The organism is Intestinimonas butyriciproducens (assembly GCF_004154955.1).
In the GTDB taxonomy this organism is placed as follows: Bacteria; Bacillota; Clostridia; order Oscillospirales; family Oscillospiraceae; genus Intestinimonas; species Intestinimonas butyriciproducens.
Genome location: NZ_CP011524.1, coordinates 2,480,772 through 2,497,119, shown reverse-complemented (window position 1 = coordinate 2,497,119; position 16,348 = coordinate 2,480,772). Strand labels below are relative to the sequence as shown.

15 protein-coding genes and 5 tRNA genes are annotated in these 16,348 nt (G+C 59.5%); 14 read left to right on the top strand and 6 right to left on the bottom strand.

Going from position 1 to position 16,348, the window contains the following annotated elements; translation table 11 throughout:
- Window positions 1-47: 47 nt before the first annotated feature.
- Window positions 48-740: a tRNA (guanosine(46)-N7)-methyltransferase TrmB gene (gene trmB / locus SRB521_RS12380; protein WP_116722113.1), complete on the bottom strand. Its 693-nt coding sequence runs from the start codon at window positions 738-740 to the stop codon at window positions 48-50.
- Between the two features lie 143 nt (window positions 741-883).
- On the opposite strand from trmB, the gene SRB521_RS12375 reads away from it, so the two are divergent.
- A complete protein-coding gene (locus tag SRB521_RS12375) occupies window positions 884-1,564 on the top strand; it encodes a TIGR00266 family protein (protein WP_033118036.1) in 681 nt (226 codons plus the stop codon).
- A gap of 54 nt (window positions 1,565-1,618) precedes the next feature.
- On the opposite strand, the gene trhA is transcribed toward SRB521_RS12375, so the two are convergent.
- Window positions 1,619-2,347: a PAQR family membrane homeostasis protein TrhA gene (gene trhA / locus SRB521_RS12370; protein WP_058118245.1), complete on the bottom strand. Its 729-nt coding sequence runs from the start codon at window positions 2,345-2,347 to the stop codon at window positions 1,619-1,621.
- A gap of 173 nt (window positions 2,348-2,520) precedes the next feature.
- On the opposite strand from trhA, the gene SRB521_RS12365 reads away from it, so the two are divergent.
- Window positions 2,521-3,087, top strand: a complete 567-nt coding sequence (locus SRB521_RS12365; protein ID WP_242976560.1) for a ferritin-like domain-containing protein — start codon at window positions 2,521-2,523, stop codon at window positions 3,085-3,087.
- Here the strand turns inward: SRB521_RS12365 and SRB521_RS12360 are convergent.
- Window positions 3,056-3,610: a putative ABC transporter permease gene (locus tag SRB521_RS12360; RefSeq protein WP_242857349.1), complete on the bottom strand. Its 555-nt coding sequence runs from the start codon at window positions 3,608-3,610 to the stop codon at window positions 3,056-3,058. The two genes, SRB521_RS12365 and SRB521_RS12360, sit on opposite strands and share 32 nt — an antisense overlap.
- Before the next feature lie 166 nt (window positions 3,611-3,776).
- Here SRB521_RS12360 and pyrB point away from each other — a divergent pair, with 166 nt between their 5' ends.
- From pyrB to SRB521_RS12325, 7 genes are all read left to right on the top strand, one after another.
- A complete protein-coding gene (gene pyrB, locus SRB521_RS12355; protein WP_033118038.1) occupies window positions 3,777-4,835 on the top strand; it encodes an aspartate carbamoyltransferase in 1,059 nt (352 codons plus the stop codon).
- Window positions 4,836-4,919: 84 nt separating this feature from the next.
- Window positions 4,920-4,993 (top strand) — tRNA-Gly (locus SRB521_RS12350).
- A gap of 3 nt (window positions 4,994-4,996) precedes the next feature.
- A tRNA-Arg gene (locus SRB521_RS12345) sits at window positions 4,997-5,073 on the top strand.
- Between the two features lie 60 nt (window positions 5,074-5,133).
- Window positions 5,134-5,209: transfer RNA gene (locus tag SRB521_RS12340), tRNA-His, on the top strand.
- Window positions 5,210-5,273: 64 nt separating this feature from the next.
- Window positions 5,274-5,348: transfer RNA gene (locus SRB521_RS12335), tRNA-Gln, on the top strand.
- A gap of 53 nt (window positions 5,349-5,401) precedes the next feature.
- Window positions 5,402-5,477 (top strand) — tRNA-Lys (locus tag SRB521_RS12330).
- A 481-nt stretch (window positions 5,478-5,958) separates the two neighbouring features.
- Complete coding sequence (locus tag SRB521_RS12325) at window positions 5,959-7,662, top strand: ABC-ATPase domain-containing protein (RefSeq protein WP_075704422.1); 1,704 nt, start codon at window positions 5,959-5,961, stop codon at window positions 7,660-7,662.
- A 114-nt stretch (window positions 7,663-7,776) separates the two neighbouring features.
- Here SRB521_RS12325 and SRB521_RS12320 read toward each other — a convergent pair whose 3' ends face one another.
- Window positions 7,777-9,222: a GntR family transcriptional regulator gene (locus SRB521_RS12320; protein ID WP_116722112.1), complete on the bottom strand. Its 1,446-nt coding sequence runs from the start codon at window positions 9,220-9,222 to the stop codon at window positions 7,777-7,779.
- A gap of 262 nt (window positions 9,223-9,484) precedes the next feature.
- On the opposite strand from SRB521_RS12320, the gene SRB521_RS12315 reads away from it, so the two are divergent.
- From SRB521_RS12315 to SRB521_RS12300, 5 genes are all read left to right on the top strand, one after another.
- On the top strand, window positions 9,485-10,573 hold the full coding sequence (locus tag SRB521_RS12315; RefSeq protein ID WP_116722111.1) for an HD-GYP domain-containing protein: 1,089 nt from the start codon (window positions 9,485-9,487) through the stop codon (window positions 10,571-10,573).
- 19 nt (window positions 10,574-10,592) lie between these two features.
- Window positions 10,593-10,952 carry an Hpt domain-containing protein gene (locus SRB521_RS12310; protein WP_116722110.1) on the top strand — a complete coding sequence of 120 codons (360 nt, stop codon included), beginning with the start codon at window positions 10,593-10,595 and terminating at the stop codon, window positions 10,950-10,952.
- Between the two features lie 198 nt (window positions 10,953-11,150).
- On the top strand, window positions 11,151-11,393 hold the full coding sequence (locus SRB521_RS16820; RefSeq protein ID WP_338068272.1) for a hypothetical protein: 243 nt from the start codon (window positions 11,151-11,153) through the stop codon (window positions 11,391-11,393).
- Window positions 11,390-13,735 carry a hybrid sensor histidine kinase/response regulator gene (locus tag SRB521_RS12305; protein WP_338068271.1) on the top strand — a complete coding sequence of 782 codons (2,346 nt, stop codon included), beginning with the start codon at window positions 11,390-11,392 and terminating at the stop codon, window positions 13,733-13,735. The genes SRB521_RS16820 and SRB521_RS12305 overlap by 4 nt, the downstream gene beginning before the upstream one ends.
- A 99-nt stretch (window positions 13,736-13,834) precedes the next feature.
- Window positions 13,835-14,140, top strand: a complete 306-nt coding sequence (locus SRB521_RS12300; protein WP_116722109.1) for a response regulator — start codon at window positions 13,835-13,837, stop codon at window positions 14,138-14,140.
- Window positions 14,141-14,298: 158 nt separating this feature from the next.
- Here SRB521_RS12300 and SRB521_RS12295 read toward each other — a convergent pair whose 3' ends face one another.
- Window positions 14,299-14,709, bottom strand: coding sequence for a MaoC family dehydratase (locus SRB521_RS12295; RefSeq protein ID WP_033118541.1), 411 nt, complete (start codon window positions 14,707-14,709; stop codon window positions 14,299-14,301).
- Window positions 14,710-14,777: 68 nt separating this feature from the next.
- Window positions 14,778-16,328 (bottom strand): acyl CoA:acetate/3-ketoacid CoA transferase, encoded by a 1,551-nt coding sequence (locus tag SRB521_RS12290; RefSeq protein ID WP_116722108.1) that lies wholly within the window; start codon window positions 16,326-16,328, stop codon window positions 14,778-14,780.
- Window positions 16,329-16,348 lie beyond the last annotated feature (20 nt).

Here is a 16,348-nt window from a genome sequence, read left to right as displayed (position 1 = left end):
AACAAGCAAAAACCGCCCCGACCGCTGTTGCGGTCGGGGCGGTTCCCTTATGGAAGCGGCATTTCCTCCGGAGTGGCGTTCTCCTCGGGAAGCTCCGGCTCCCGGTGGAGCTTAGTCGCGACACAGCGGTTGATGGGAGTGCCCAGGCTGTGAAATTTCTCTTCATAGTCGGTCATTACGCCTCGTATCCCCCCGCCATGGAGGTCTCGCGTCACCTCTGAGAGAGCGTAATCCGCCCTGGGAAACTGGAAGAGGGACCACTCAAAGAGACCGCTGTTGTCGGTTTTGAAGTGGATCTCGCCGCCGTCACGGAGGACATGGCGGTAGAGCTCCAGAAAACCGGGATGGGTGAGGCGACGTTTGGCGTGACGGTTGGTAGGCCAGGGGTCGCAGAAGTTGATGTAGATCCGCTCCACTTCGTCGAGAGAGAAGTAGTCACGCAGACAGGCCACGTCGGCGTCGATAAAAAAGACGTTTGCAAGCCCCACCGCCTTGGCGCGCTCCATGGCGATGACCATTGCGTCGGGGACGCGCTCCACGGCCACAAAGAGGACGTCCGGCTCAGCCGCCGCCGTCTCGCAGGTGAAGCGGCCCTTGCCGCAGCCCAGTTCCAGCCGCAGCGCGCAGTTTGGAGACAGCTTTTCCCGCCAGCGGCCCCGCCAGGCCTCCGGGTCTGTAATCAGGTATTCCGCGCACCGCTCCATCCGGGGGATGAGATTGGGCTTTTTCCGCATACGCATGGGGCGTATTCCTCCCTTGCCGTCAGATATCCAGCGGATAGTTTACCACAACTTTGCACAGAAGTCGAATGTTTTTCTTGCGGGGAGGGCGGACAGGGCTTAGAATAGAATCATACTATATTTCGAGGTCAGGAGGAATCAATGTGAAGTATGAAATCGTGGGTGAGCCTATGCCCGTGGTGATCTGCGACCTGAACGCCGGCGAGTCCATGATCACGGAGAAGGGCTCCATGGTGTGGATGTCCCCCAACATGGAGATGAGCACCAACGCGGGCGGCGGGATTGGAAAGGCCTTCGGACGCATGTTCTCCGGCGAATCCATGTTCCAAAATAGTTATACGGCCCAGAAGGGGCCCGGTATGATCGCCTTTGCCTCCAGTTTCCCCGGCTCCATCAAGGCGGTGGAGATCACCCCGGAGCGTCCGGTCGTGGTTCAGAAGTCCGGGTTCCTGGCCTCTGAGCAAGGGGTGGAGCTGTCCATTTTCTTTCAGAAAAAGGGCGGGGCCGGATTCTTTGGCGGGGAAGGCTTCATTATGCAGAAGCTGTCAGGCCGAGGCATGGCCTTCCTGGAGATCGACGGCTACGCCGTGGAGTATGAGCTCGCCGCCGGTCAGAAGATGGTGGTGGACACCGGCAATTTGGCCGTGGTGGATGCGACCTGCTCCATCGATATCCAGACGGTGAAGGGCGTGAAAAACGTCCTGTTCGGCGGGGAGGGCCTCTTCAACACCGTGGTCACCGGCCCGGGGAAAATCATCCTCCAGACCATGCCGGTAAGCGGCGTGGCCGCAGCCCTGGCGCCCTTCTTCCCCAGCGGCAGCTAAAAAAACGGCGCCCCGGAGAGCTTTGCTCTCCGGGGCGCCATTTTTGTGGGGGTGTCACTGGAATACGACCACGCGATACATCAAAAAGAAATGGGCGATACTGCCCAGAAGGATAAAAACGTGGAAGATTTCGTGGCAGCCAAAACGGGGATTGCTCCGTCCGGGCCACTTGACCGCATAGAGCACGCCGCCCACCGTGTAGAGTACGCCGCCCAGAATGAGCCAGAACATCCCTGCCTGGGGCATGGTGCGCACCAGCGCGGGCAGCATAAAAACCGCCATCCAGCCCATAAAGATGTAGATGCCGGATGTGATCCAACGGGGGGCATTGATCCACAGCAGAGCCATCACCGTGCCGGCCAGGGCCACCCCCCACACAGCGGCCAGCATGACGAGTCCGCCTTCCTGGGGCAGAACGATGAGGCAGATGGGAGTATAGGATCCGGCGATGAGGAAGTAGATGGAGATGTGGTCGTACTTCCGCAGGGCAATGCGCCCTTTGACGCCGGTATTCAGGCAGTGATACAGCGTACTGGCGGCGTACAGGCCCACCATGCTGGCTCCATAGAGGAGAAAGGCGGCCAGATACAGGGGACCTTTTCCCAGCGAAACCGTCCGCAGGAGCAGCATGACCGTTCCCAGCACACCCAGCACTGCGCCGAGTCCGTGGGTGATGGCGGACCAGGGCCGCAGGCCGTCATAGGGAGTTCTCCCCTTTTCCTCCCGGACCCTGCGGTGAGGGCGGCTGAAAGGATAGTTGTTGTATTCGATGCGCTCATCCATGTAAATCACCTGGGTATAGTATACCACAGCATATGATGAAATATCAATATATAAATCATGAAAAATAGTATTTAAAATTATATTACAAAAATTTCCTCCTGCCGCATACATGATCGGGGTATGGGACGGGCGTGGTAGGACATAAGTATCTGGTGAAGGATAGGGGGGTGCTTATGGAGGGATATACGAGCGCGGGGATGGTATTTGGGGCCCAGGAGCCTTATCCGCCGGTTCAGGCGGAGCGGCCCAACCATCGATATGCGGAGGCCATGCTGGACAATGTGGGGGGAAGCAATTCCGAGATGTCCGCGGTGGGGCTGTATTTTTATGGACATCTGGCTGCGCTGGAAGTGCCGGAGGCGGCGGAGATCTTTCACCGGATCAGCCTGGTGGAGATGCACCACCTGGAGATTTTTGCGACCCTGGCACGGCAGATGGGCGAGGACCCCAGGCTGTGGGGCGTCCAGCAGGGGCGAAAGCGGTGGTGGACGCCGGGATATCTCCAATATCAGCGGCGGCTGGGACCGATGATCCGCATCGCCGTCAGGGAGGAAAAGGCCTCCATCCGAAAGTATCGGGCCCAAGCCCGGTGGATTGGAGACCGCAATATTGTGGAAAACCTGCGCCGGATCATTCAGGATGAGGAGCAGCATCTCGTGGTGTTGGGACAGCTCTACGAGACCTGTGTAGGCACGGAGGAGGCCGCAGTCAGGTCCGGTCCTCGCCATGGCGGTACGTGAGTCCGCGATACCACAGCAGGGCGTCGGTGGTCCGGTCACGGCGCAGGACATAAACGGTAAAGACTGCGTCCAAGCCCAGAAAAAGAGCCGTGGGAAGGGTGAGCCAGCCGGGGATGGAGGAGACGATCTCAGCCACAAGGGGCTGGACCCCGTAAACCAGCAAAAGGCCCAGCCCGCACCAGAAAAGGGAGAAGAGAAGGCACACCCGCCCATGGATCTGAAAGGGGAGATGGGAGTAGTCCCAGAAGGAAACATGCAGAAATATTTCGTAAAGGAGGCTCATCAGATATTCAGCGGTGGTGGCCGCAAAGGCGGACCACAGAGCCAGCAGGACGATATGGCGAGACAGAAGCGGGGCGGGGGCCAGAATAAGAAGGGCGCCCAGGCCGTAGACCGGGCAGAGCGGAAGAAAATAGAAACATTTTCGGTCCCGCTTGGGGTTGTGGGTGACGCGGGCAAAGGCCACTTCCAGCAAAAAGCCCAGAAAGCTGTAGAACATAAAATACCAGAACCAATCCCTCAACACTGCCGCCTGCCTTTCCAGTTTGTTTTCCTTAGCATGGGCAAGGCGGGAAAAAACATGCGGGTCATTTTCTGGCAAAACGACGGGAAAAAGAAGCTTGTTATGCCTTGTCGAACGCTCCCCAATATGATAGAATAGAAAAAATTCTAAAGGGGAAGATTGAGGTATGCGGCATCTCATCGACTTTGGAGATCTGTCTAGAGCGGAGTGGGACTCTCTGTATCACCGGTGCAGTGAGATCATGGACCACCCCGCTGATTTTTTGGACGCCTGCAAGGGCAGGGTGATGGCCAGTCTCTTCTATGAGCCCTCCACCCGCACCAACTTTTCCTTTCAGACCGCCATGCTGCGGGTGGGCGGTACGGTATTTGGCTTTGCCGATCCCCGCTCTTCTTCGGTGGCGAAGGGAGAGACGCTGAAGGACACCGTCAAGATGGTCTCCGGCTACGCGGATGTGGTCGTGATGCGCAACCCTCTGGAGGGGGCGGCCAAGGCGGCGTCCCTCTACTCCAATGTGCCCGTGATCAATGCCGGTGACGGCGGCCATATGCATCCCACGCAGACCACGGCGGACCTGACCACCATCACCCGCCTCCGGGGCGGGGTGGACGGGCTGTCGGTGGGACTGTGCGGCGACCTGAAAAATGGCCGCACGGTGCACTCCCTCATCAAGGCCATGGCCAAATTCCAGGGTGTAAAATTCTTTCTTATTTCCCCCCGGGAGCTGGCAGTGCCGGAATATATGCGGGCATTCATGCGGGAAAACGGGATGTGGTTCACGGAAGTCACCGGATTGGAGTCCGTCATCCCGTCCCTTGATGTGCTGTATATGACCCGTATCCAGCGAGAGAGGTTTGTGGACCCCCTGGAGTACGAGCGGAACAAGGGTGTCTATATCCTCACCCGGAGGAAACTGGAGCGGGCCCGCAGGGATCTGCTGGTGATGCACCCGCTGCCCCGGGTGGATGAGATCTCCATCGACGTGGACGACGATCCCCGGGCAGTCTATTTTGAGCAGGCCCGATACGGTATGTTTGCCCGGATGGCGCTGCTCACCGACCTGGCAAACCAACCCCGCATGGACCCGGGTGCGGTGGAAATCGGTACTGCGCCCGTGTGTCGGAATCCCCGCTGTGTGACGCAGGCGGAGCACTATCTGCCCCCGCTGGTCAAGCAGAACGGCGGCCTGACCTGCTGTGCTTACTGCGATGCGGCGCTGGAGTGAAAAAATAGAAAAAAAGGAATTGACAAAAGTACGGTTCCTATGCTATTATACTTTGGCTGACATTCGAGGATGGACAGCGCCCGTGCGGGTGTAGTTCAATGGTAGAATCCCAGCCTTCCAAGCTGGTCGCGTGGGTTCGATTCCCATCACCCGCTCCATACGCGCCAGTAGCTCAGGTGGATAGAGCAACTGCCTTCTAAGCAGTGGGCCGGGGGTTCGAGTCCCTTCTGGCGTACCAGAAACACCCCCGGTCTCTCTTAGAGACTCGGTGTGTCGTTTTCCGCAGGTCTTCCATATGGTGGATGTAGTTCAGTTGGTAGAGCATCGGATTGTGGTTCCGAGTGTCGTGGGTTCGAGTCCCATCATCCACCCCATATGACCTCAAGGCGAGAGGGCCGGAGCGTCCGCTCCGGCTTTTCGCTTTCGACTTTGCGATCATGGGGTGTAGCCAAGCGGTAAGGCACGGGACTTTGACTCCCGCATTCGCTGGTTCGAGTCCAGCCATCCCAGCCAGAAACAGCGCCGAGAAGGCTTTTAAAAAGTCTTTTGGCGAATCAATATGATGTGACTCAGTAGCTCAGTTGGCAGAGCAATTGCCTTTTAAGCAATGGGTCCGGGGTTCGAATCCCCGCTGGGTCACCATAAAAATACCCACACCGAAAGGGTGTGGGTATTTTTATGGATATCGTAAGAGATTAAAATGCTCGGGCGAAATGAATCCGAACTGCGCAATTCTCGCTGCGCTCGAATATACGGCGCAAACGCGCCGCCGGCCAGAAGGCCGGTTTGGCCGATAAAAGAGCCTTTTTACCGCATTGGGGCAATTCATCGCAAGCGGTATACCGCTTGCGATGAGCTTTTTATCCCAGAGTCATCGCTCATTCACTCCGCCGCTCCACCTTTTCAGATCACAACCGTTTCGCTGAGGTGTGATTTGGTTTTGGTTGGGATCTGCGGCATCTATAGTGTTGCGATGTTCCAAACCCAAAGCACCTGCTTTGAACTGCCCCAGAATGTACAGACGGCACAAAAAGGCTCCCAAACAGAAACGGGGCGGTCCGGCTTGTCCATAGACTGCGGCCGTCGAGAATATCAGACACCAGACTGGGGGAGAACCGACATTATGCAGACATCGACAGACTTAAAGGAGCTGCTCGCCAGGATCGACCGGAAAGGATATCCGGCCTATAAGGACACAAAGGGGACCTACCAGTTTCCTGGGTATGTGCTCTCTATCGACCATGTCCAGGGAGACCCCTTTGCCGCGCCCTCCAAGCTGAGCATCCATGTGAGCGGGCAGACTGCCGCCTTTCCACGGACACTGTACCGGATGCCCTGCCAGCGTATTGCGCTTCAGGACGAGCTGACCCGCCGGTTTGGGCGGCAGGCGGAGCAGGTGTCCTTCCAGGCCAAGGGTTCGGGGCACAGCGGCCTGGTCTCGGTGAGCCGCTGCGGCCAGGAGGTGCTGGAGCGCACCGCATGCCGCCTGGACCCCAGGAGCGGCGACCTTCTGCTGCGCCTTGAGGTGGGCTTCCCGGCCAATGGGCGGACCATCAACGCCCGGGAGTTGGAGAAGATATTGTTCGATCTCCTGCCAAGGTGTGTGCAGACTGCGCTGCTTTACCGGAACCTGGATGCCAAGCGGCTACAGGCTGTGGCCGATCTGGCGGAGGACCAGCACTATATCCGTGAGGCGCTTCCCGGATTGGGCCTGTGCGCTTTTGTGGCGGACGGGAGCATCCTGCCCAGGGCTTCGGGGGTTTCCGCCCGGCCCATGAGGGAGGGTGTGGTGTTCCAGTCTCCCAAGGAGCTGGCCGTGACCCTGGAGCTACCCCACAGGGGCAAGCTCACCGGCATGGGGATCAGGAAGGGCGTCACCCTTATCGTGGGCGGCGGCTATCATGGCAAGTCCACTCTGCTGAAGGCACTGGAGCTCGGGGTATACAACCATATTGCCGGGGATGGTCGGGAGTATGTCATCACGGAAGACGGCGCCATGAAGATCCGCGCCGAGGACGGAAGGAGCGTCCAGCGGACGGATATCTCCATGTTCATCAACCATCTGCCCAACGGCAAAGACACCACCCGGTTTGTGACCGAGGACGCCAGCGGCAGCACGTCCCAGGCGGCCAATGTGGTCGAGAGCATGGAGGCGGGGGCCTCCCTGCTTCTGATCGACGAGGATACCAGCGCCACCAACTTCATGATCCGGGACGAACTGATGCAGCGGGTCATCCACCGGGATATGGAGCCCATCACGCCGTTTATCGAGCGGACCCGGGAATTGTATGACGCCCACGGTATTTCCACAGTAATCGTGGCCGGGAGCTCCGGCGCGTACTTCCACATCGCCGACCACATCATACAAATGGAACGGTATGTGCCCCGGGACATCACCGCCCTTGCAAAGCGGGAAGCCGAGGCATTCCCGATAAACAGCGCGCCGCCGGAGCCGGCGGGGGCGCTGAACCTTGACCGGCGCCCCAAGGCTTCGCCGGAATTCCAGAGCGGGGACCGAATCAAACTCAAGACCATGGGCCGGGATGGGGTATCCCTCAACCGGGAGACCATCGATCTGCGGTATGTGGAGCAGTTGATCGACAGCGAGCAGACAGCCGCCCTGGGCTACTGCATGCTCTATGCGCAGAAGCACCTGCTGGACGGCAGGCGGACGCTGCGGCAGGTGGTGGACGCGCTGGATGAGCTGATGGAGCGGGACACCTTGGCGGCCCTCTGTGAGAGCCGATCCGGCGTCGCGTTTCTGGCGCGGCCGAGAAAGCAGGAGATTTTTGCCTGTCTGAACCGCTACAGGGGCCTGAAAATGTGAACAGCCGACGGAGTCCCGAGGAGAGCCGGCAATATGGATGCTGAAACGCTCCCGGGCTGCTATCCCACCGCAGCCCGGGAGCGTTTTGCCCTTCTGCCGCCGGGAAGCGGCAGGTTAGAGGAGCCCCAAAGGTGGAGCCATGACGGCCTCCGCCTCGCCGAGCCGGTAATACTGGATATACTGTGTCCGGACCATCTGGAAAGAGCGGCGGTAGTAGTCGGCCATCTCCAGGGAAAAGGTCTCCATATCCTCCGCCAGCAGAGCGTCGAAGGCGGCACGGCTTTTGTGGTTTACCCGCCGGACCCTCTCGGAACGGGGCTCATGCAGAAGGGTGCAGTAGTCCCAGCGCACCAGGTGCTCTGTCTCAAGGAAAATTGCCCGCAAGGGCTCCGGGTCCAGATGCCTGCCGATGCACTCTACCAGGAGGATCAGCGGGATGGCGTCGGGGCGCTTGAACTGGGCCGCCAAGGCCGCTTTCTCCTCCGCGGTGAAACGCGGAGCGGCCAGCCGTGCGGCAGGGCCGGCCAGCAGGGCCATGAATTGCAGTCCGTAGAGATACCGCATCGCGTCCCGCTTTCGGGTGGGATTCCGCACGGTGCGGCGGGCGGTCTCAATGGAACGCCTCTGGGCGATGCTGCCCTTTACGTTGAGGGTACGGCAGTAACCAAGCCACCGCAGTTCGGCCAGCGCTTTGCGCACCGTGGTCAGGGAGACGCCGTAGGCTTTGGCGAGTTCGGCTTCATGGGGAAGATACTGTTCCAGCGGATAGACGCCGGTGTTGATCTTGGTGATAAGATCCTGTGTGATCTGGATATAGATCGGATCGCATCCATACAGACTTTTCCACTGAAAGGGCTCCGCCGGGGGAAGCGCTACGTCCCGGTACTCCGCCTCCAGCCGACGGAGCGACATCCGAACGGCGTCCGCAGTGCGCAGATAACTGGCAGTCAGCCAGTTGTATTTTTCCTGGATGTTCCGGTTTTCCAGGGCCGCGAAAAAATCCCCATACCGGTCCATTTGCGCGAGAAGTGGGGAGTCGTCACACGCAAAGAAAAACGGCAGGTGGCTATACCGGTTAAAGCGGGCATAGACTTCAGAAAACAAAGGGTTTCCGCACGCTTGAAACAGTTCCCGGCACAGCCGGGGCATAAGGCCCCACTCGTGGGGCTTTATGCCCCGGTGCATGGCCCGCTTCGTCTGTTCATAACAGGGCAAGAGACGCATATCACATGTCTGGGAGGCAAAGGATGACAGCAGCGGCATGACGACCGCAAGGGCGTCATACAGTTCCGACAGATGTCCCCTGTGGGACAGCACTGCAAGGGCGGCGGGCATGCCGCCCTCCCAGCAGACCTGCGGCGGTTTTCTGTCTCTGGAGGCGATGTAGCCATCTTCCCGCAGCCTGACCGTCACCTCTTTCGCGGTGCGAAAACCGATCTGGTATTCCTGCCGCAGGCGCTGGATGGAGGGGAAGTCGCTGCCGGCGGGGAGCTGTCCGGTCACGATCCGCCCTTTCAAATCCTGATAGACCCGGGAGAACAAGGTCTCATACTGCTCCATACTATATCATGTCCCTTCCTTAGGCTTGCCCCTATGATAGCAGGTAACAAAAATTTCTGCAATACTATATACATACGGTCAAAGTTAGTATATTGTAAAAAAACGAGTTTTTTATATAATAAATCAAAAATGAACGCATTACTGCAGAAAGAGCAGCGGCAATAACAGAGACCAAAGGCCCTTTCTTGGGAGCGGCCCTTGCGCTCTGTTTTCCTTTTTGCAGGGGAACCGGGCGAGAACGCGCAAAGGAGAGTGTGGCCAGATGGAACAGACCATAGGGAATGTCCCATACGTCGCCCCGCAGACGCTGCTGATCGTGGATGACGACGCGATCAACCGCGGCATCCTGGACAATATTTTCTCTGCCTATTACAAGGTGGAGGAAGCGGAAGACGGTCGGGTCGGACTGGAGAAGATCACGGCGGCGCCGGAGAACTACTGCGCGGTCCTTCTGGACGTGATGATGCCGGAGATGGACGGCCTGGAGACCTTGCAGCATCTCAAGGGATTGGGGCTTGTGGATGAAGTGCCGGTGTTCCTCATCACGGCCGAGAGCAGAGACGCCTTGATGCGGGAGGCTTACAATCTGGGAGTCATGGATGTCATCAGCAAACCGGTGGTACCCTATATCGTGACGCGACGGGTCAATTCAGTGGTGGAGCTGTTTCGGGCCAGGAAGAGCCTGTCCAGCCAGGTCATGAAGCAGCAGGCCGAGCTGCTCCGGCAGGCCGAGCGGATTATTCTGCTCAACCAGGGGATGATCGAAGCGCTGTCCACGGCCATCGAATTTCGAAGCGAGGAGTCCGGGGACCATGTCCGGCGCATCCACGACATCACCCAATATATGCTGGAGCACACCGCCTGGGGGGAGGGACTGACCCGGGAGAGCACGGAACAGATCGCCCTGGCCTCCATCATGCACGACGTGGGAAAGATCGCCATCCCCGACGCCATTTTGAACAAACCCGGCCGCCTGACGCCGAAGGAGTTTGAGATCATGAAGACCCACACGACAGAGGGGGCCCGGCTGTTGGGACGGATCCCGCAGCTGCGGGAGAACGGGGCCTATTACTATGCCTGTGACATCGCCCGCCACCACCATGAGCGCTGGGACGGGGGCGGGTACCCGGACGGCCTGAAGGGGGACGAGATCTCTCCCTGGGCACAGATCGTCTCTCTGGCCGATGTATACGACGCGCTGAGCTGCAAGCGGGTCTACAAGGACGCTTTCCCCCGGGCGCAGGTACTGGAGATGATCCGCGGCGGAGCGTGCGGCGTATTCAATCCTAAACTGCTGGACGCCTTTTTCTCGGTGGAGGAATCACTCGCCGGACTGTACCAGTCGGAGTAAACGAAAAGGAGAAGCCAGAATGGAAGCTTGGAAAAAGGAACAACTCACCGCTGCGGGCGTCGACGTGCACGGCGCGCTGGAACGGTTTATGGGAAACGAGGCACTCTTGGAGCGGATGCTGCAGAGGTTTACCGGCGACGCCAATTACGCGCAGCTCCTGGCGGCGGCGGACAAGCGGGACACGGAGGAGGCACTGCGGGCGGCCCATACGTTGAAGGGGATGACCGGGAACCTGTCGATGACGGCGCTGTGTCCGCTGTTCACCCGCCAGGTGGAGCTGCTGCGTGCTGGGGACCCGGACGGGGCTTATGCCATGCTGCCGGAGATCACACTGGCCTATGAGCGGATAGTCGGAGCCATCGGCGCGATCGGCAGATAAAACACAGCGCTGTAGGGGCCGGCGGAGGTGCGGGCACCGGAGGGCGGGGATGGACGCCCGTTTCCCCAAGTCCCTCGACGTTGAAAAACGGCGCAATCTGATGCGGCACGTTCTGCCGCAATGCCGTGCCGGAGGAAGAGCATCATTCTGTTTCCGCCGCCGGAGCGGGGCGGTGCGGGCAAAGGCAGGGGAAGTGGCATGTATAAGAAGACCATTTGGTTTTTAGGGGTCAGTTTTGTCGGTCTTCTGGCCCTGTGCATCGGCGTGTTTTCGGCGATTACCAACCTTATGGGCAGGCAGAACAACGCGGCCCTGAACCAGGTGGTGGGTACCTATATGGAGGGTATGAGCACCCATATCCAGCACCATTTTGAGACGATGACGAGTACACAGATGATTCAGGTGGGGGGATCGTCCAGGCGATACCGCCGGAGAGCGTGACCGCCCTGGATCAGACGACCAGAGAGCGGCTCAAGAGAGCGGCCGCATACCGGGGCTTTGTCCACTTGGCGCTCTACAGCACCGAGGGAGAGGCCGAGGTCCTCTGCGGGGAGGATGTGGCGCTGGAGAACAAGGAGATTTTCCTGGTCAGCATGAACAGCGGCGACAAGCTGGTGACCCTGGGGACCACGGCCGGCGGCGAGATGATGCTGCTCTATGGTATCTCCGTGGGCTATCCCAACGATGTGGGCTACCCCATGCCCGGCGGACAGAGGTGTACCGCCCTGGTGGCGGGCTTTCCCATCAAACAGCTCAGCGACGCCCTTTCCCTGGGCGTGGACAACACCCTGATCTTCACCCATATCATCCGGGCCGACGGCAGTTTTGTGGCAAAAAATACGGACATCCCACCCGACAGCTGCTACGACTGGATCAGGGGAAATGGCCGGGACTACGGCCTGGAAGACATCGACGACACGATGGCGGAGTTGCGGCAGGCCGTGGAGACCCGCACGGAGTTCAGCATGGTGGTGCCCATCGGCGGCGAGATGAGACACGCCTATTGCGCGCCCCTGCCCAATACGGAGTGGACCATAGTCACGGTTATGCCCCGCGGCGTTCTGGACGAGACGCTGACTACTCTGGGCAATCAGCGTGTGTGGACCGCCCTGGCCGGGTGCAGTATTATCATGCTGGCAATGCTGGCGATCTTTCTGGGCTATTTCCGCCTCTCCCGGCAGCAGATGGTGGAGCTGGACAAGACGAGGCAGAAGGCGGAGCGCGCCAACCAGGCTAAGAGCGAATTCCTGTCCAATATGAGCCACGACATCCGCACCCCCATGAACGCCATCGTGGGCATGACGGCCATCGCCACCACGAATATCGACAAACCGGACCAGGTGAAGGACTACCTGCGGAAGATCACGTTCTCCAGCCGGTATCTGCTGAGCCTCATCAACGACGTGCTGGACATGTCCAAGATCGAAAGCGGCAAGCTGACGCTGGACATGGAGCTCATCTCCCTGCGGGAGGTCATGGACAACATCGTCAGTATAGTACAGCCCCAAATCAGCGCGAAAAAGCAGGTGTTTGACATCTTCATCCAGGACATCCGGGAGGAGCGAGTCTACTGTGACGGCGTGCGCCTCAACCAGGCCCTGATCAACCTGCTCTCCAATGCGCTGAAATTCACGCCTGCCGGCGGCCAAATTCATGTGACGCTGAGCCAAGAGCCCTCTCCAAAAGGGGAGGGATACATCCGCACCCACTTCTCGGTCGAGGACACCGGCATCGGCATGTCCCCAGAATTCCAGAGCCGGATTTTTGAGTCTTTTGTGCGGGAGGACAACAAACGGGTCCACAAGACCGAGGGCAGCGGTTTGGGCATGGCCATCACCAAGCACATCGTAGACGCCATGGACGGCACTATCGAGGTACAGAGCGAGCTGAACAAGGGCAGCCAGTTCCATGTGACGCTGGATCTGGAGCGATTCGAAGAGCGGGAGGAGGAGATGCTCCTGCCCGCCTGGGACATCCTGGTGGTGGACGACGACGAGCGGCTCTGCATCAGCGCCGCCGACGCACTGCAAGAGATCGGACTGCGGGCAGACTGGACGCTGGACGGCTCCTCCGCCGTTGAGATGGCGGAGCGCCGCCATGCGGAGGCGCGGGATTACCACATCGTGCTCCTGGACTGGCAGATGCCCGGTATGGACGGCATCGAGACTGCACGAAGGATGCGGGAGAAGATTGGGGAAGACGTTCCCATCCTGATCATCTCCGCCTATGATTGGAGCAGCATCGAGGCGGAGGCCCGGGCTACAGGGGTCAGCGGCTTTCTCTCCAAGCCGCTGTTCAAGTCCACGCTGTACTATGGGCTCAGCCGCTTCAAGGAAGGGGCGGAGGCCAAGAACGAGGCCGACCAGAAGGCCGGGGCGGACTATACCGGCAGGCGGCTTCTGATAGCGGAGGACAATGAACTGAATTGGGAAATCGCCCGTGAGCTGCTTGCCCCCTATGGATTTGAGCTGACCTGGGCGGAAAACGGTCGAATCTGCCTGGAGAAGTTCCAGGTGTCCGAGCCGGGCTGGTATGACGCGGTGCTGATGGACCTGCGGATGCCGATGATGGATGGCTATGAGGCCACGAGGGCCATCCGCGCTTGTGACCGCCCGGACGCGGACATACCCATCATCGCCATGACGGCGGATGCCTTTTCCGAAGACATCCAGCGCTGCATCCAGTGCGTTATGAACGCCCACGCGGCCAAGCCCCTGGATATGCGGGAGCTGCTGCGCACGCTGCAGGGGCTGATGTCCCCGACGGCCAATGGCCCGGGATAGTGAGCGGCCCCTATCCGATAAGCGGAAGGGTGACGTGAGAAGCATGAAGAGAGTCAAAACGACAATAATTTTGGGGCTCAGAACCGGTTTTATGGCCTGATGCTTCTGATGTTTTTGCTCCTGGCAATCGCCAATCTGGATATCCTGCAAAACAAGCGGCTGGAAAACGCCCAGCAGGTGGGCCGCACCCTGGCCCGCAGCTATGCGGTCGAAGAGGGGCGCAGCGTCTCCATTCTCGCGGTCACCGCCAACGCCTTTGCCGAGGACATCGCAGCCACCACGGAAGTCGGGATGAACGCCCACATCTCCAAGCCCATTGCTTTTGGAATCCTCTACCAGAACCTGATGGAACAGATGCGCCGAAAGGGCCTTGAAGAAGGCAGATCCGATGTTGGAACGGCTTGAGCTGGGCGGCGTCCAAACACAAACTGGGGGAGAGACCGGCAGGGCCAATGCCATGGGGCGTGCCCAGCCGTGAATTTTGGCGGAGAGACGGTGCAAGGCGGGCGTATCTCATCGATGAGATACGCCCGCCTTGCGTGACGGTTTGGCGCGGCTGCCGGTCATGCCTTCGGCGGCATAACGGTGGCCATTCCCTGGATGACGATTTCATCCCGCTGATTGGTACAGACCGTGTCAAATTTGACGATATTCTTTTCCGGTATGATCTCACGGACCGTGCAGGTCGCCGTGACGGTGTCTCCAATATGGACGGGCCTGGTGAACTTCAATTCCTGGCCGAGGTAGATGGTCCCGGGGCCGGGCAGTTTCATGCCCAGGACTGCCGAAATGAAGCCGGCGCCCAGGATACCGTGGGCGATCCGGCCGCCGAAGGGGGTCTGGCTGGCCGAGACCTCATTGGTGTGGGCGGGGTTTAAGTCTCCGGTAATGCCGGCAAAGAGATAGACATCCGTCTCGGTGACGGTTTTGGTTGTGCTGGCGCAGTTGCCCAGCGTTATTTCCTGGATCGTCATGAAGCAGACCTCCTGATATTTCAATAGGGTGTTCTCTCTGTTTTACAGGGGAAAGGCGGCGGGCCGGTCTAATGGACAAGACCCATGCGCTCCTCCCGGAAGATACGCGCGTCCATTGTCTTGACGTCTTTTAGAATGGGGGTAAAGTCCATCTGGCTGAGAATATCCCTCTGGATGTCGATTCCGGGGGCCACCTCCTTCAGCTCCACACCGTCGGCGGTCAGCTCAAAAACGGCCCGTTCGGTGACATAGAGGACGGGCTGTCCGTGCCTGACGGCATAGGCTCCGGCAAAAGTGACCTGTTCGACTCGATCAATCAGTTTTTTGACCTTGCCCTCCTGCTGGATGACCAGACGGCCCTCCCCTACCGCGATCTTTAGCCCGCCGGCGGTAAAAGTCCCGCAGTAGACGACTTTCTTGGCGTTCTGCGTGATGTTGATAAACCCGCCGCAGCCCGCGATCTTGGGCCCAAACTTGCTGACATTGATGTTTCCGCTCCTGTCCATTTGGGCCAGGCCCAGAAAGGCCACGTCCAGACCGCCGCCGTCATAAAAGTCGAACTGCGTGGGCTGCTCCAGGATACAATCCACATTGGTAGACGCGCCGAAATCCTTCCCCCCGGCGGGGACGCCTCCGATGCCGCCCACTTCGGTGGTAAGGACCATGCCCTCCATGCCCTCCTCAGCGGCCACAGCGGCCACGCCTTCCGGCATGCCGATCCCCAGGTTTGTAACGGCATGGGGGACCAGCTCCATGGCGGCCCGTCGGGCGATGATCTTACGTTCGCCCATGGGGAGGGGGGCCAGGGCATCCAGGGGTATGCGGACCTCTCCCGAAAAGGCGGGGTCGTAATGGGTTCCGAAGGTCTGCATGTGATTTTCAGGACTGCCTACCACCAGCGCATCTACATAGATTCCGGGTATACGGATAAGCCGGGCATCCAGGCAGCCATGGGAGACTACCTTTTCCACCTGAACGATGACCTTGCCGCCGGAATTGTGGGCGGCCTGGGCCTGGGCAAGCGCCTCGGCATAGGCGCCCTCTTTTTCAAAGGTGCAGTTGCCGTGACAATCGGCATAGGTTGCGCGAATCACCGCGATGTGGATCGGGAAGGATGGGTAAAACAGCTTCTGCTCACCCTGAAACTCAATGAGCTTGACCAGATCGCCCGCGTCCCGGGCCGCCTGGTTGATCTTTCCCCCCTCCAGGCGGGGGTCCACGAAGGTGTCCAGGCCGACATGCGTTATGACGCCGGGACGTTTCGCCGCAATTTCGCGGAATAGTTCGGAAATGACGCCCTGGGGCAGGTTGTATGCGGCCAGCTTATTTTCCGCGGCCAATCTGCCCAGCTTGGGCGCCAAGCCCCAGTGCCCGCCGATCACGGTTTTGCACAGGCCCGCCACCGCCAGATGGTTCAGACCGCGGTCGGCGCTGTCACCCTGGCCCGAGGCGTAAACGACCGTCAGATTCCTCGGGTGTCCCTGCCGCGCGGCCTCCTCCAGCGCCGTCATGATCTCCTCCGGATGCATCAGCCCATTGGCAAACCCGCCGAAGGTAACGGTCGCGCCATCGTAGAAGTAGGCTGCGATTGCTTCTTTTGCCGTCATAACTTTTGCCATGATTCCGCTTCCTTTCTGTC